The sequence below is a fragment of the Arthrobacter sp. Soil764 genome (genome assembly GCF_001428075.1).
Taxonomy (GTDB): Bacteria; Actinomycetota; Actinomycetes; order Actinomycetales; family Micrococcaceae; genus Arthrobacter.
Map to the genome: position 1 here is coordinate 195,713 of NZ_LMSI01000022.1, position 15,143 is coordinate 210,855.

Below are 15,143 nucleotides of genomic sequence, written 5' to 3' on the forward strand. Positions count from 1 at the left end.
GGTGCTGTGTGCCGCGTTGGTCGGCCCTTACCTGAACCGATAGCATTGACGGTGGCTGGCTGTGGTCCCCGTATGCCACAAGCTATGAAGCCTTAACTTTGAATAGGAGACACCCGTGTCAGATGCCCAGCAGATCACCCTTCTCGTCGATGGCGAAGAGACCAAGGTGACTACCGGGACAACCGCTGCGGAACTCTTCTTTGAGCGCCGTGACGTCGTTGTGGCCCGCGTTAACGGTGAACTGAAGGACCTTGACCAGGAACTGCCCGAAGGCGCCGAGGTGGAAGGCGTCACCATTGATTCCCCCGATGGCCTGAACGTCCTCCGCCACTCCACCGCCCACGTCATGGCCCAGGCCGTGCAGCAGCTGCGTCCCGACGCCAAGCTTGGCATCGGCCCCTACATCACCGATGGTTTCTACTTCGACTTCGACGTTGCCGAGCCCTTCACTCCCGAGGACCTCAAGACCCTCGAAAAAATGATGCTCAAGATCGTCAACCAGAACCAGAAGTTCGTCCGCCGCGTCGTCTCGGAGGACGAGGCCCGCGAAGCCATGAAGAACGAGCCCTACAAGCTCGAACTGCTGGGAAAGAAGAACGACGCCGCCGAGGCCGGCGAGGGCGTCAACGTGGAGGTCGGCGCCGGCGACATCACCATCTACGACAACGTGGAGCGCAAGGAAGGCACCACCGTCTGGTGCGACCTTTGCCGCGGCCCGCACCTGCCCAACACCAAGATGATCTCCAACGCCTTCGCGCTGACCCGGTCGTCGTCGGCCTACTGGCTGGGCAACCAGAAGAACCAGCAGCTGCAGCGCATCTACGGCACCGCCTGGCCCACCAAGGACGCCCTGAAGGCATACCAGGAGCGCATCGCCGAGGCCGAGCGGCGCGACCACCGCAAGCTCGGTTCGGAGCTGGACCTCTTCTCCTTCCCGGACGAGCTGGGCTCCGGCCTGCCCGTCTTCCACCCCAAGGGCGGCATCATCCGCAAGGAGATGGAGGACTACTCGCGCCAGCGGCACGTTGAGGCCGGCTACGAGTTCGTCTACACCCCGCACATCACCAAGGGCCACCTGTACGAGGTCTCCGGGCACCTGGACTGGTACAAGGACGGCATGTTCCCCGCCATGCACGTCGACGCCGAACTCAATGAGGACGGCACCGTGCGCAAACCCGGCCAGGATTACTACCTGAAGCCGATGAACTGCCCCATGCACAACCTCATCTTCCGCTCCCGCGGCCGGTCCTACCGCGAACTGCCGCTGCGGCTGTTCGAATTCGGATCGGTCTACCGCTACGAGAAGTCCGGCGTGGTGCACGGCCTCACCCGCGTCCGTGGCATGACACAGGACGACGCCCACATCTACTGCACCCGCGAGCAGATGAAGGACGAGCTCACCAAGACCCTGACCTTCGTCCTGGACCTGCTCAAGGACTACGGGCTGAACGACTTCTACCTGGAGCTGTCCACCAAGGACCCGGAGAAGTACGTTGGCGACGACGCCACCTGGGAGGAAGCCACCAGGACCCTTTCCGAGGTGGCCCAGGAGTCCGGGCTGGAACTGGTGCCGGATCCGGGCGGAGCCGCTTTCTACGGTCCCAAGATTTCCGTGCAGGCCAAGGACGCGCTGGGCCGTACCTGGCAGATGTCCACCATCCAGCTGGACTTCAACCTGCCCGAGCGCTTCGAACTCGAATTCCAGGCCGCCGACGGCAGCCGGCAACGCCCCGTGATGATCCACCGTGCCCTCTTCGGCTCGGTGGAGCGGTTCATGGGCGTCCTCACCGAGCACTACGCCGGGGCGTTCCCCGCGTGGCTGGCTCCGGTCCAGGTGGTGGGCATCCCCGTAGCGGAGGCGTTCAACGAGTACATGTTCGACGTCGTCGACCAGCTTAAGGCGGAGGGTATCCGCGCCGAGGTGGACACCACTTCGGACCGGTTCCCCAAGAAGATCCGCACCGCCAGCAAGGACAAGATCCCGTTCGTGCTGATCGCCGGCGGCGACGACGCGGAGGCGGGCGCAGTTTCATTCCGTTTCCGCGACGGCAGCCAGGACAACGGCGTGCCGGTTGCGGAAGCAGTCAAGCGGATCACCGACGCCGTCCGCAACCGGACCAGCTAGCCGAACGGAAGCAGCACAGTGCAGGAGAACACAGGCGCAGGATATCCAGGCGATGCCGGCGTTACCGACGACTTTGCCCTCGCCGGTGTCCCCGACGCCTTCCAGCGCCTGTGGACTCCGCACCGCATGGCCTACATCAAAGGCGGGCAGCACCAGTTCAAGAACGAAAACGACTGCCCGTTCTGTGTAGGCCCGAACAGGACTGACGAAGAGGCCCTCATCGTCTACCGCGGCCGGACCTGCTATGTGGTGCTGAACTTGTTTCCCTACAACCCTGGGCATCTTCTGGTCTGTCCGTACCGGCACATCCCGGACTACACGGACCTGACGGTTGAAGAGACAGCTGAATTCGCCGACCTGACCCAGACCGCCATGCGGGTCCTGCGCAAGGTGTCCAACCCCGGCGGGTTCAACCTGGGGATGAACCAGGGGGTGGTGGGGGGAGCCGGCATCTCCGCACACCTGCACCAGCACATCGTTCCCCGTTGGGGCGGTGACGGTAACTTCTTCCCCATCATCGCCCAGACCAAGGCCATCACCCAGACCCTTGATGAGGTCCGGCGGCAGGTGGCTGAAGCCTGGCCCGGGGAGTCGGATGCTGAATAGGCACGCCCGCGGATTCTTCACCGCGCTGTTTACCCCGCTGGCCCGCTGGCTCCTGAAGATCGGTGTCTCCCCGGACGCGGTGACCATCCTCGGCACCGCAGGGGTCGCTGCCGGGGCCCTGGTTTTCTACCCGCTGGGCCAGCTCTTCTGGGGCACCCTCTTCATCACGGCTTTCATCTTTTCCGACGTCCTGGACGGCATCATGGCGCGGATGCAGGGCGTGAAGAGCCGCTGGGGGAACTTCCTCGACTCAACCCTGGACCGGATTGCCGACGGTGCCCTGTTCGCGGGGGTGTCCATCTGGTTCTTTACCGGCGGCAACAACATGGCCATCGCCGTATCAGCCCTGCTCTGCCTTGTCCTGGGCATGGTGGTCTCCTACGCCCGGGCCAAAGCGGAGTCCCTGGGCTTCACGGCGAACGTGGGGGTCGCAGAGCGGGCCGAACGCCTGGTCTCCGTCCTGGTCATCACCGGGCTGACCGGCCTTGGGCTCCCGCCCGTGGTGCTCCTGGTCACCCTGGTCCTCCTGGCCGCAGCCAGCCTCATTACCGTGGTCCAGCGCGTCCTCTCGGTGCGCCGGCAGGCGCTGGCGGAACCGACGCCGGCTGATTAGACATGATTAAGCCGGCCGGGCGGCAGGGGACTAGGATATAAGTGCCCGGTCAATGGACCCGGCAATCCGTGCGTGCACGTCCGGCAGCTGCCGCCGCATGCCCGGCGAAGATCATCTAGCTACCCATAGGGGTTTTTGTGTCTACACCTGATGTAAGCAACGAGGCCGGTTCGCCCGCGAACAGCGTCACGGGCAGCAGCCGCGTGAAGCGCGGCATGGCCGAGATGCTCAAGGGCGGCGTCATCATGGACGTCGTCAACGTCGAGCAGGCCCGCATCGCCGAAGATGCCGGTGCCGTGGCAGTCATGGCGCTCTGAAGACCAGCGGAATCCGGGCGCCGGGTGACGTGAAGCGCGGCATGGCCGAGATGCTCAAGGGCGGCGTCATCATGGACGTCGTCAACGTCGAGCAGGCCCGCATCGCCGAAGATGCCGGTGCCGTGGCAGTCATGGCGCTGGAGCGTGTCCCGGCCGATATCCGTGCCCAGGGCGGCGTGTCCCGCATGTCCGATCCCGACATGATCGACCAGATCATTGATGCCGTCTCCATCCCGGTCATGGCAAAGGCCCGCATCGGCCACTTCGTCGAAGCCCAGGTTCTGCAGTCCCTCGGCGTCGACTACATCGACGAGTCCGAGGTCCTGACCCCGGCCGACTACGTCAACCACATCGACAAGTGGAACTTCAAGGTTCCCTTCGTCTGTGGCGCCACCAACCTCGGTGAGGCCCTGCGCCGCATCAACGAAGGTGCGGCCATGATCCGGTCCAAGGGCGAGGCCGGCACCGGCGATGTCTCCAACGCCACCGGGCACATGCGCAAGATCCGCTCCGAAATCGCCAAGCTCGCCGCCCTGCCCGAGGACGAGCTCTACGTCGCGGCCAAGGAACTGCAGGCCCCGTACGAACTGGTCAAGGAAGTCGCCGCCGCCGGCAAGCTTCCCGTGGTGCTCTTCACCGCCGGCGGCATCGCCACCCCCGCTGACGCTGCCATGATGATGCAGCTCGGCGCCGACGGCGTCTTCGTCGGCTCCGGCATCTTCAAGTCCGGCAACCCCGCCCAGCGCGCCGCCGCCGTCGTCAAGGCCACCACCTTCTTCGACGACCCCGACGTCATCGCCAAGGCCTCCCGCGGCCTGGGCGAAGCCATGGTGGGCATCAATGTCGACGAGATCCCCCAGCCGCACCGTCTCGCCGAGCGCGGCTGGTAGCTCTCCGTTCTGGCGCGCCCTGGGTGGGCGCCGGGCGGCGCGATCCTCTGCGTGCTATTCCCCGCGCTTCGTTGGCAGCTTTCGTGGCTTGCTGGGGGCGCGGGGCCCCTTTTACGCACGCTGCCGGACCGCACCGTCCGGCGCCGGGTGCCCGCTCGTTTTGTTTAGGTAGTAATGACGCCGGTTCCTCACCTTTTCCTGGTGGGGGACCGGCGTCGTCCGTTTTTAAGCTTTTGGAACCATCGATTGCTCCGTAACTGCCGTTTTGGGGCCTGAAAACGGCAGTTACTCAGCAATCGATGGGGGTTACTCCAGGCCGCGGCGCTTTAGCAGCGGCTCCAGGCGCGCGTCGCGGCCCCTCAGGATCCGGAACGAGTCCAAGGGGTCGCGGCTGTTGCCGCGGGAGAGCAGCTCCTGGCGGAACCGTTCGCCGTTGGCACGGGTCAGGCCGCCGTTCTCGCGGAACCAGTCCACGGTTTCGGCGTCCAGCACCTCGCTCCAGATATAGGAGTAGTAGCCCGCCGCGTATCCGGCCCCCGCGAAGATGTGCTGGAAGTATCCGGTCCGGTACCGCGGCGGAATCAAGGGGTGGGCAATTCCGGCGGAAGCCAGGGCCTTGGCCTCGAACTCCAACGCGTCCCCGGGAACGCCGCCCGGCTCCAGCACATGCCATGCCAGGTCAAGAAGGGCAGCTCCCAGGTACTCCGCGGTGGCAAAACCCTCACCCCAGAGCCGGGACTCCTCCAGCCGGTCGACGATGTCCTGCGGAAGTGGCTGGCCGGTGAGATGGTGGCGTGCGTAGTTGGACAACACCTCCGGCCACATGATCCACATTTCGTTCACCTGCGAGGGATACTCCACGAAGTCCCGCGGCACGGCAGTCCCCGAGAAGCGAGGATAGGTAACGTTGGAGAACAGGCCGTGCAGCGCGTGGCCGAACTCGTGGAACAGGGTCCGCAGCTCGTCCAGGGTGAGAAGAGTCGGCTCGCCGGCGGGCGGCTTGGAAATGTTGAGGGTATTGACCACCACGGGCTGGGTGCCCAGCAGGTCCGACTGGTCAACGAGCGAGTTCATCCACGCGCCGCCCCGCTTCGATTCACGCGCGTAGTAGTCGCCCAGGAACAGCCCCAGTGCACTGCCGTCCTCATTGCGTACTTCCCAGATGCGCACGTCCGGGTGGTAGCCCTGGAGATCGGCCCGCTCGTGGAAAGTGATCCCATACAGCGACGTGGCTGCAAAGAAGACGCCGTCGGTGATGGTGCGGTTGAGTTCAAAGTAGGGCCTGAGTGCCTGTTCGTCGACGTCGTATTTTTCCCGCCGCACCTTCGCAGAGTAGTAGGCCCAGTCCCAGGCTTCCAGCGGGTGGCCGGCAACCTCGGCCAGCGCTGCCGCCTCGGCGTCGGCGTTGCGGATCGCGGCCGACGCCATCCGGTTCAGCATGGTCCGGACGGCTTCGAAATCCGGGGCGGTCTGGCGGTCCGCCACCAGCTCTGCATAGTTGTCGAATCCCAGCAAACTTGCCTTCTCCGCCCGCAGCTCCGCCATTGACCTGGCGAGGTCAAGGACATCCAGGCTGCCGCCGTCGCTGCCCCTCGCTACGGAAGCTTCAAACAGTCGACGGCGGATGTCCCGGTTCTCGAGGGCGGCCAGTGCAGGCTGGTTGCCGGGCTGGATCAGGGTGAGCAGGTATTTTCCGTCGTGACCGGCGGCGCGGGCTGCTTCTGCAGCACTGGCGACGTCGTCGGCCGGCAGTCCGGCCAAGTCGCTTACATCGTCCAGCAGCAGTGCGGCGGACTTCATCCCTTCCTTGACCCGCTGGCCGAACTCGGTGCCCAGCCGGGCCAGTTCGGCGTTGATGGCGCGCAGCCGTTCCTGGCCCGGTGCTTCAAGCTGGATGCCTGATTGGCGGAACTCCTTGAGGTATTCCTCCACCAGGCGGGCGGACTCGGGATCGCAGTTTTCCGTACCAATGGCGGCAAAGCGCTCATAGAGACCCCTGTTGAGGTACACCTCGTCCTGGTGGGCGGAGAACCGCGGGGACAGCTCCGTTTCGAGCTCCCGGATCTGCTCTGTTGCGTCGGCAGACACCAGGGTGAAGAACGCCGCGGCCGCGCGGTTCAGCAGCTGCCCGGAGCGTTCCATGGCCAGGGCCGTGTTCTCGAACGTGGCTGGCTGGGCATTGCCGGTGATGGTCCTGATCTCGTCCAGGTGGGCAGACAATCCTGCCTCGATTGCTTCCCGGTACTCCTCCGCAGTGAGGGCCTCGAAGGGCGGCAGGCCGTAGGACAGGGGACTGGCGGCAAGAAGCGGGTTGGTCATGGGCTAAACCTTTCACAGCGGGACAGGCTTCTCAATTGCGGGCTGGGCGCGTCCTCCCAGCTGGTAACCCTACAATGGCCGCTATACGGTCCGGCCCGGACCGCATTCACCGCGTCCTGCAGGGGACGCGCAACGGTTTGTCAATGATGAAAGGACCGTGGCCCATGACCAAGGGTGGCACCGGGCAGGGGGCCTTCTTCCGGGGAATGCCGTTCCGGTGGGTCGGCCCGGGCGCAATCGTGGTGCTGGCGATGGCCTACGGCATCTTCTGGTTCCTTGCACGGCCGGCGGGCGAACCCGTCCTGGGGCATGTAGGGCAACTCTTCGGCGGCGAATCCGTCCTGCTGTATTCGATCGCGCTGGTCCTGGTCAGCACCCTGCCCCACGTTGAACCTGTTTTCGGCGGCATCGACCACGCAGCCATCTGGCACCGCAGGGCGGCGATGACGGCAACCATCCTCTTGCTGCCGCATATCGAACTTGCCGCCAATCCAGAGGCAACCAGCGTGGGCAAGACGTTGGCCGTGATTGCCATCAGCGGGCTCGCCGCGTTGGTTGTATGGGCAGTCCTGCCACGCTGGCGGACCATACTTCCCGCGCCTGTCCGCAGGCTGGTCCGCACCTCGTTGGAGACCAGGCCGGTCCAGCTGGCCGCCCGCCTGCTGGGTGGCTACGAGCGGTGGCGCGGCTTCCACCGGCTGACGGGCCTGTTCCTGGCCGCCGGATTCCTGCACGGCCTGCTCGATGCCAGTGCGTTCGAGGCTGTGCCCGCACTTCGCTGGAGCTACGTGGCCATCGGTGGAACCGGGTTGGGCTTCTATGCCTACCGCGAACTGCTGGCACGGCATTTCCTGCCCCACCACGACTACCAGGTGGCAGCGGTTCGGCCGGTTGCGCCGGACCTGGTGGAAGTAGCACTGCGGCCCCTGGGCCGGCCGCTGGCCTTCAAGCCCGGGCAGTTCGCCATGGTCTACCTGGAAACAGCGGATGGCTGGCAGCGGCACCCCTTTTCCATTTCGGGGCCGGCGCTGGAAGGCGGAATCAGCATTACGGTCAAGGCGCTGGGCGACCATACGGCCAGGCTTCCGGACATGGTCCAGCCGGGTATGCCGGCCGTGGTTGGCGGACCCTACGGACGCTTTGACCGGCACCGCGGAACAGCGCATCAGGTCTGGATTGCCGGCGGTGTGGGAATCACGCCCTTCCTCAGCTGGCTGCGGTCCCTGGACGGCGGGCTCCAGGACGATGTCCATTTCTTCGTCACCTCAGCGGGCCCGTCCCCCTTTGCCGATGAGATCTTAGCCATCGCCCGGGACCAGCCACGGCTCACGGTCCACTTGGTGGACACCGTGAAGGATGGACGGCTGACCCCGGAGGCGGTACTGGCCGCCATAGGTACCGGACCCCGCGCGCTCTCGGTATTCATGGGCGGACCGGACGCCATGCTGCGGCAGTTCCGCAAAGCCTTCCGGGCCGCGGGGGTCCGCAGGGCCAACATCCACCGGGAGTATTTCCAGTGGCGGTGACCTGCGATACGGCAGTCCGGCAGGATTGCCGTTCAGCGGTGGTTAAGGTCAGGAATGTCCCACGTCAGCGGGGCCGCCGGGCAGCGTGCTCACGGGCCAGGACGGCGTAGGTGTCGTCCGGGTTGCCCGGGGAGAAGCTGCCGAACTTCCGCTCCGCCGCGGTGCGGATCAGGAAGTCGGCAATGGCGGGGTTCTTGGGCAGCAGCGAGCCGTGAAGGTAGCTGGCAACGATGTTGCGGTACCGGGCCCCTTCATGGCCGTCGTTGCTGTTGTTTCCCGTTCCCTTGGCCACGGTACCGAGAGGCCGCACACCGCTGCCCAGCGTGGTCTGGCCGCTGTGGTTTTCGTAGCCCAGGACTTCGCCGAACTCCGTGGTGGAGACCTTGACGTTGCCGATCAGGCGCTCATCGCTGCCGTGGGTTTCCACGTCCAGGATGCCGATGCCGGGAATGACGGCGCCGGTGCGGGTTTTGAAGTACCGGCCAAAGAGCTGGTAGAGACCGCAAATGACCAGCATCGGCGCACCGTCCTCGGCCAGTTCCTTGAGCTGGCCGGCCCGTGCCTGCAGATCGTCCTGGATCACCAGTTGCCCGCTGTCCTGGCCTCCGCCGCCGACAATGATGTCCACGTCCTCGGGGAAGGGGTCGCCCACGTTGTACTCCAGCAGTTCCGGGGTGTACCCGTGCCAGTCGATCCGGCGCTTCAGGACCAGGGCGTTGCCCCAGTCGCCGTAAATGTTCATGTCTCGCGGGTAGAGCTGGACCACGCGGAGGATTCCCTTGGATTGGCCGCCGGCGGCCGCTGCTTCTGCCGGATTCACGAGACAACCTCCACGGTGGTGATTTTGGCCAGCTCGCGGCGGATGGCCAGCATAGCGGTGTAGGTACAAAAGATGCGTTTTGGCTTGTCCCGGCCTTCCCGGATAAAGGCCGCCAGTGCGGCGGAGATATCGGTCTGCACCGCTCCGACCCGGACGTCGTCGTACTGGAGCCGCAGCGCCATGTCGTAGGCGCGTGATCCGGTGAGCACGTCCACGCCGCCTTCGCGCAGGGAGTCGAATTCCACGTCCCAGAGCCAGGACATGTCCCGTCCATCTGCGTAGTTGTCGTTGATGGCGATCATGGTGGCGTAGCCCTCGGCGGGGAAGGATTTCAGTCCAAGCCGGAAACCGCTGGGGTTCTTCACCAGCACAAGGTCCAGCGGACGGCCATCGACGGTAAGGCTTTCACCGCGGCCAAAGGCCGGCGCCACCTTGGACAGGGCTTCGAGCAAGGTGGCATGGTCTGCGGCGGCGGCACCTCCGCCGCAGATGCTGCGTGCCAGCGTCAGAGCCGCGGCAGCGTTGAAAATGTTGTACACACCGCGCAGCTTCATCGCCGTGGTGACCGTACCGCCGTCGTACTCAAACTCGGCGCTGTCCGCGCCCACTTTGCGGAGTACGACGTCGGCCGCGGGCTTTTCCGGCAGGCCCGCCGGGGCGGGGGAGCCTGGGGCGGCGCGCATGTCATCGTCGTTGGGAAAGGTGCCCAGCAGGGAGTCGTCAAGGCCGAAGTACTTGACCTCCTGTCCCGTGAGCGTGTCCGCGATCCTGGCAACCCTTGGGTCCTCGCGGTTCAGGACAACCGTTCCGGTGGTTTTGGCAGCGATGTGCTGCAGGAGCTGCGCCGTTTTGTCGATCTCGCCGAAGCGGTCCAGCTGGTCGCGCAGCACGTTGAGGAGCAGACAGTACCGGGGCGGGACGCTGTTCACGAAATGGACAGCATGGGCTTCGTCCAATTCCAGCACTGCGATGTCCGCGTCCAGCCGGCCGCGGAGGTCCACTTCGCCCAGCAGGGCCGCCGCCACACCCCGGGTGAAGTTGCTGCCGGTGCGGTTGGTGAAGACCTTCAGGCCCTGGCTTTCCAGCAGTTCAACCACCATTTTGGTGGTGGTGGTCTTGCCGTTGGTGCCGCTGACCACCGCCACGCCGTGGGGCAGCGTGGTGAGTGTCCGCCGCATGAAGCCGGGGTCGATTTTCTCAACCACGAGTCCTGGAAGGGCGGACCCGCCGCCCCGCAGCCGGGACACCCTGCGGACCAGCTTGCCGAGCGGAACACTGAAGAAGACCATGTTTTGAATATATCCCAGCAGCGGCATGCAACCTTTGCCGGCCGCGTCCGCACGGCAGCAGCGAAGGGGTTGTGGCACGTATGCTGGAGGGATGACAAACCCCCCTTCTGCTGCTCCTGCGCGCGTGGGATCGGGCCTGCGGATTGGCGTCCTGGCCCTCCAGGGAGACTTCCGCGAGCACCTGCGCGCCGCCGAAGCCACCGGTGCCCGGGGTGTGGCTGTCCGCCGCCCCGGGGAGCTGGACGGCCTGGACGGCCTCATCATTCCCGGTGGCGAGTCCACCACGATCGACAAGCTGGCGCGGGCTTTTGACCTTGCCGACCCGCTCCGCAAGTACATCGCCGAGGGCCTGCCTGTCTACGGCTCCTGCGCAGGGATGATCCTGCTGGCCTCTGATATCGCCGATCCCGCCACCGATCTTTCGGGTGCCCCCCAGCAGACGTTCGGCGGCCTGGACATCACTGTCCGCCGCAATGCCTTCGGCCGGCAGCGCGAGTCCTTTGAAACCGACCTGGACTTCAAGGGACTGGACTTCAGCGCCACCGAATCGGGCGTTGAACCCGTGCACGCCGTATTCATCCGCGGCCCCTGGGTGGAGCGGGTGGGCGCGGACGTGGAGGTCCTGGCCCAGGTGGAACCGGCGGACCCCGACCAGGCGTCCCACGCCGCATCGCTCCCGGGGACGGCTAGAATTGTCGCAGTGCGTTCCGGCCAGCTGCTGGCCACCTCCTTCCATCCGGAAGTGACCGGCGAGAAACGCGTACACGAACTTTTTATCCGCATGATCAGAGGAGAAGCGTAAAGCATGTCAGGCCACTCCAAATGGGCAACGACCAAGCACAAAAAGGCGATCATTGACAGCCGCCGCGCAAAGTCGTTCGCCAAGCTGATCAAGAACATCGAAGTTGCCGCCAGGATGGGCGGCCCGGACCTCGCCGGCAACCCCGGCCTGGAACTTGCCGTCACCAAGGCGAAGAAAACCTCCGTCCCCAATGACAACATCGACCGTGCCATCAAGCGCGGCGCCGGCCTCACCGGCGAAGTGGTGGACTACACCGAGATCATGTACGAAGCCCGCGGTCCCCAGGGCTCCGCGCTGCTGATCGAGTGCCTTACCGACAACAAGAACCGTGCAGCTTCCGAGGTACGCCTGGCCATTTCCCGCAATGGGGGGACCATCGCCGACCCCGGCTCCGTCAGTTATCTTTTCACCCGCAAGGGCGTCGTGAACCTGCCCAAGAACGGCCTCAGCGAGGACGATGTCCTGATGGCCGTCCTCGAGGCAGGCGCGGAGGAAGTCAAGGACAACGGCGAGACGTTCGAGATCCACTCGGAACCGGGTGATCTTCCCGCCATCCGCGAGGCCCTCAAGGAAGCCGGCATCGAGTACGACACCGACGAAGTCGAGTTCGTGCCCTCCATGCAGGTGGAGCTGGATGTGGACGGCGCCCGCAAGTTCCTGAAGCTTGCCGATGCCCTCGAAGACCTCGACGACGTCCAGAACGTCTACAGCAACGCCGACCTCAGCGACGAAGTCCAGGCTGCCCTGGAATCCGAGTGACGCCCGGCGGTGCCAGCTGAAACTGCACGCCTGTGACGCTGCGCGTACTCGGGGTTGACCCGGGACTGACCCGTTGCGGCATTGGCGTGGTGGACGTCGAGCGGAACAGGCGTGCCACCATGGTGGCTGTTGGCGTGGTGGGCACCTCGCCCGAGGAGTCGCTGGACCAGCGGCTCCTGGTGATCGCCCTGGCCATCGACGAGTGGCTGGACCGCTACGAACCCCAGGTGCTCGCCGTCGAACGCGTCTTTTCCCAGCTCAACGTCAGCACGGTCATGGGCGTGGCCCAGGCCTCCGGCGTGGTCATTGCCGCCGCCGCACGCCGCGGAATCCCCGTAGCGTTGCACACGCCGTCGGAAGTCAAAGCCGCGGTGACCGGAAGCGGATCCTCCAACAAGGACGCCGTGACCAAACTGGTCACCAAGATCCTGCGCCTTGACGCACCGCCGCGCCCGGCCGACGCAGCGGACGCCCTGGCGCTGGCCATCACGCACGCGTGGCGCGCGGGAAGCGGTGCGGCCGTAGCCACCACGGGTCCCGGCAGTTCATCACTGACGCCTGCCCAGCGGGCCTGGGCCGATGCTGAGGCCAAGGCGCGCCGTGCACGGTGATGTCCCTGCCGCTTGCTAGGGTATTCGTAGATATGTTCGGATAGCCGGGTCCTCACTGTGAGGCCGGCGGTACAACGGGAGCCCGGCCTTGATCAGTTTCCTCCGCGGAACCGTAGCGCATGTTGGCCTGTCCACGGCCGTGATCGACCTCAACGGTGCGGGGATGAGCGTCAATGCCACGCCGCAGACGCTCAGCCGGCTGCATGTTGGCGAACAGGGCCAGCTGTTCACGTCCCTGATTGTCCGGGAAGATTCGCTGACGCTCTTTGGCTTCGACTCCGACGACGAACGTGAGGTTTTTGACATCCTGCTCAGTGTCAGCGGGGTGGGTCCAAGACTTGCCCTTGCAGTCCTGGCCGTCCACGATCCCGAAGCCATCAGGGTTGCAGCGCACACAGGGGACAGCAAGACCTTCACGAAGGTGCCGGGGATCGGTCCCAAGGTGGCCGGCAGGATCGTGCTGGAGCTGGCCGGAAAGCTCGTCCCGCACGGAACTGCCACTGCCCCTGGGGCCGCTACCCCTGCAGAAGCCGCCTGGAAGCCCCAAGTGGTGGCGGCCATGACCAGCCTGGGCTGGTCCGAGAAGGATGCCTCCAGCAGCATCGACAAAGCGCTGGCCGAGGACCCCGAAGTGTCCTTCCGCGGCAACGTGCCTGAAATCCTGCGCACCACGCTCCGATGGCTGGGCCAGGACGGCGCACGGGCAGGCAACCGCGTAGGCAGCCGTGGCTGAACCGTCCCTGGTTGCAGCGGGGGAGGAGCCGGAGGAGCGTGCCATTGAGGCAGCCCTTAGGCCAAAGAACCTGGACGACTTCGTTGGCCAGCACCGGGTGCGCAAGCAGCTGTCGCTGGTGCTCCAGGCTTCCCGGATGCGCGGACGGACCGCTGACCATGTGCTCTTCTCCGGCCCTCCCGGCCTCGGCAAGACCACCCTGGCCATGATCGTTGCCGCTGAGATGAATGCCCCGCTCCGGCTCAGCAGCGGACCTGCCATCCAGCACGCCGGGGACCTCGCAGCAATCCTGTCCTCGCTCTCCGAGGGTGAGGTCCTGTTCCTCGACGAGATCCACCGGATGTCCCGGCCTGCTGAAGAAATGCTCTACATGGCCATGGAAGACTTCCGCGTTGACATCGTGGTGGGCAAAGGCGCCGGTGCCACGGCCATCCCACTGGAGCTTCCGCCATTCACGCTGGTGGGCGCCACCACCCGCGCCGGCCTGCTCCCGGGACCCCTGCGCGACAGGTTCGGCTTCACCGGCCACCTCGAGTTCTACTCGGTCCCGGAGCTGGAACTGGTGCTGCGCCGTTCTGCCGGCCTGCTGGACCTGAAGGTCAATTCGGCCGGATTCGCTGAAATCGCCGGCCGTTCCCGCGGCACACCCCGTATCGCCAACCGGCTGCTGCGGCGTGTCCGGGACTGGGCGCTGGTGCACGGCGTCGAACAAATCGACGCCAGGACCGCCTCCGCTGCCCTGGATATGTATGAAGTGGACAAAAAGGGCCTGGACCGGCTGGACCGCGCAGTCCTCGATGCCCTCATCACCAAGTTCGGCGGCGGGCCCGTCGGTCTGTCCACCCTTGCCATCGCCGTCGGGGAAGAAACCGAAACGGTTGAGACTGTTGCCGAGCCCTTCCTGGTCCGGGAGGGCCTGCTGGGCCGCACGCCGCGCGGCAGGATCGCCATGGCGCCGGCCTGGACGCATCTGGGCTACGCCATCCCGTCCGGCGTGTTCGCACAGGAGCAGCTTGACCTTTTCGAACCCGAAGACGCCGCTTCAACCGCGGAGGACTGGGCCCCGGAGAGCCAATAGCAGGCTGCCTCCAGCTTTTCCCTTTAGACTGGTATGACGCCCGGCACGTTCGGGTCTTTGTTTCGCGGGTGGCCCTGACGCCCCCGTCGCTTGGGGAAGGAAAAGTCAGGCATTCTGCCTGCACCGCACATCCGCCCCGGCCGAAGCGAAGCCGACGTCGCCGGAGAAACCCGGCTACACCACGCTAAAGAACGGAAATCCCCTTGGATCCAATGTCAATTCTCCTGTTCGTCATGCTCGGCGTCTTCATCTTCATGATGTTCCGCCGCAACAAGAAGACGCAGCAGCAGCAGGCAGAGCTCCAGTCGAAGTTTGCCCCGGGCGTGGAGGTCATGACCAGCTTTGGCCTTTTCGGCCGGATCGTGGACATCGACGAGGCCGAGAACAAGGTCATCCTTGAACTTTCCCCCGGCAACCTGGCCACGGTGCACCGCCAGGCCGTGACGAAGGTCGTGGAGCCTGCCGCGGAAACCGCCGCAGAGCCGGCCGAGGCCTCCCCGGTGGTTCCCGACGATGCGTCATCCCTCACCACTACGGAGACCGGCAGCACCGCTGTCGGCACCGAGACTCCCGAAGAAACCCTGAAGCGCCTCAACGATGAGGGCAAAAAGGACAGCTAGGCCCGCTGGCCCCTTCCTCCCTCTACCGCTGCGGC

At 65.4% G+C, this 15,143-nt stretch carries 15 protein-coding genes; 12 read left to right on the forward strand and 3 right to left on the reverse strand.

Annotated features, from left to right (window positions below; translation table 11 throughout):
• Window positions 1–115 precede the first annotated feature (115 nt).
• The 5 genes from thrS (at window position 116) to pdxS (ending at window position 4,551) form a co-directional block, all read left to right on the forward strand.
• Window positions 116–2,125: a threonine--tRNA ligase gene (gene thrS / locus ASG86_RS16235; protein WP_056336546.1), complete on the forward strand. Its 2,010-nt coding sequence runs from the start codon at window positions 116–118 to the stop codon at window positions 2,123–2,125.
• A gap of 18 nt (window positions 2,126–2,143) precedes the next feature.
• Entirely contained in the window at window positions 2,144–2,731 is a 588-nt protein-coding gene (locus ASG86_RS16240) for an HIT family protein (protein WP_056336549.1), read from the forward strand.
• Entirely contained in the window at window positions 2,721–3,344 is a 624-nt protein-coding gene (gene pgsA, locus ASG86_RS16245) for a phosphatidylinositol phosphate synthase (protein ID WP_056336552.1), read from the forward strand. Before ASG86_RS16240 ends, pgsA begins: the two co-directional genes overlap by 11 nt.
• 137 nt (window positions 3,345–3,481) lie before the next feature.
• Complete coding sequence (locus ASG86_RS20575) at window positions 3,482–3,661, forward strand: hypothetical protein (RefSeq protein WP_442854308.1); 180 nt, start codon at window positions 3,482–3,484, stop codon at window positions 3,659–3,661.
• The gene (pdxS, locus tag ASG86_RS16250) at window positions 3,658–4,551 is read left to right on the forward strand and encodes a pyridoxal 5'-phosphate synthase lyase subunit PdxS (protein WP_056336555.1); all 894 of its coding nucleotides are present in this window, start codon (window positions 3,658–3,660) and stop codon (window positions 4,549–4,551) included. The genes ASG86_RS20575 and pdxS overlap by 4 nt, the downstream gene beginning before the upstream one ends.
• Window positions 4,552–4,857: 306 nt before the next feature.
• Here pdxS and ASG86_RS16255 read toward each other — a convergent pair whose 3' ends face one another.
• Window positions 4,858–6,870 carry a M3 family metallopeptidase gene (locus ASG86_RS16255; protein WP_056336558.1) on the reverse strand — a complete coding sequence of 671 codons (2,013 nt, stop codon included), beginning with the start codon at window positions 6,868–6,870 and terminating at the stop codon, window positions 4,858–4,860.
• A gap of 164 nt (window positions 6,871–7,034) precedes the next feature.
• Between ASG86_RS16255 and ASG86_RS16260 the strand changes: the two genes are divergently transcribed.
• Window positions 7,035–8,396, forward strand: coding sequence for a ferredoxin reductase family protein (locus tag ASG86_RS16260; RefSeq protein ID WP_235565208.1), 1,362 nt, complete (start codon window positions 7,035–7,037; stop codon window positions 8,394–8,396).
• Window positions 8,397–8,460: 64 nt separating this feature from the next.
• Here ASG86_RS16260 and ASG86_RS16265 read toward each other — a convergent pair whose 3' ends face one another.
• Window positions 8,461–9,216: a type 1 glutamine amidotransferase gene (locus ASG86_RS16265; RefSeq protein ID WP_056336564.1), complete on the reverse strand. Its 756-nt coding sequence runs from the start codon at window positions 9,214–9,216 to the stop codon at window positions 8,461–8,463.
• Window positions 9,213–10,505, reverse strand: a complete 1,293-nt coding sequence (locus ASG86_RS16270; protein ID WP_200946282.1) for a Mur ligase family protein — start codon at window positions 10,503–10,505, stop codon at window positions 9,213–9,215. Before ASG86_RS16270 ends, ASG86_RS16265 begins: the two co-directional genes overlap by 4 nt.
• Window positions 10,506–10,596: 91 nt before the next feature.
• Between ASG86_RS16270 and pdxT the strand changes: the two genes are divergently transcribed.
• The 6 genes from pdxT to yajC all read left to right on the forward strand — a co-directional run bounded on the left by pdxT (window position 10,597) and on the right by yajC (window position 15,108).
• Window positions 10,597–11,307: a pyridoxal 5'-phosphate synthase glutaminase subunit PdxT gene (gene pdxT, locus ASG86_RS16275; protein ID WP_056336570.1), complete on the forward strand. Its 711-nt coding sequence runs from the start codon at window positions 10,597–10,599 to the stop codon at window positions 11,305–11,307.
• 3 nt (window positions 11,308–11,310) lie between these two features.
• Entirely contained in the window at window positions 11,311–12,066 is a 756-nt protein-coding gene (locus ASG86_RS16280) for a YebC/PmpR family DNA-binding transcriptional regulator (RefSeq protein ID WP_056336573.1), read from the forward strand.
• Between the two features lie 32 nt (window positions 12,067–12,098).
• Entirely contained in the window at window positions 12,099–12,677 is a 579-nt protein-coding gene (ruvC, locus tag ASG86_RS16285) for a crossover junction endodeoxyribonuclease RuvC (RefSeq protein WP_056336577.1), read from the forward strand.
• An 88-nt stretch (window positions 12,678–12,765) separates the two neighbouring features.
• The gene (gene ruvA, locus ASG86_RS16290) at window positions 12,766–13,410 is read left to right on the forward strand and encodes a Holliday junction branch migration protein RuvA (RefSeq protein ID WP_056336580.1); all 645 of its coding nucleotides are present in this window, start codon (window positions 12,766–12,768) and stop codon (window positions 13,408–13,410) included.
• Entirely contained in the window at window positions 13,403–14,488 is a 1,086-nt protein-coding gene (ruvB, locus tag ASG86_RS16295; RefSeq protein ID WP_056336583.1) for a Holliday junction branch migration DNA helicase RuvB, read from the forward strand. Before ruvA ends, ruvB begins: the two co-directional genes overlap by 8 nt.
• A 212-nt stretch (window positions 14,489–14,700) precedes the next feature.
• Window positions 14,701–15,108, forward strand: a complete 408-nt coding sequence (gene yajC, locus ASG86_RS16300) for a preprotein translocase subunit YajC (RefSeq protein ID WP_056336586.1) — start codon at window positions 14,701–14,703, stop codon at window positions 15,106–15,108.
• Window positions 15,109–15,143: the final 35 nt, after the last annotated feature.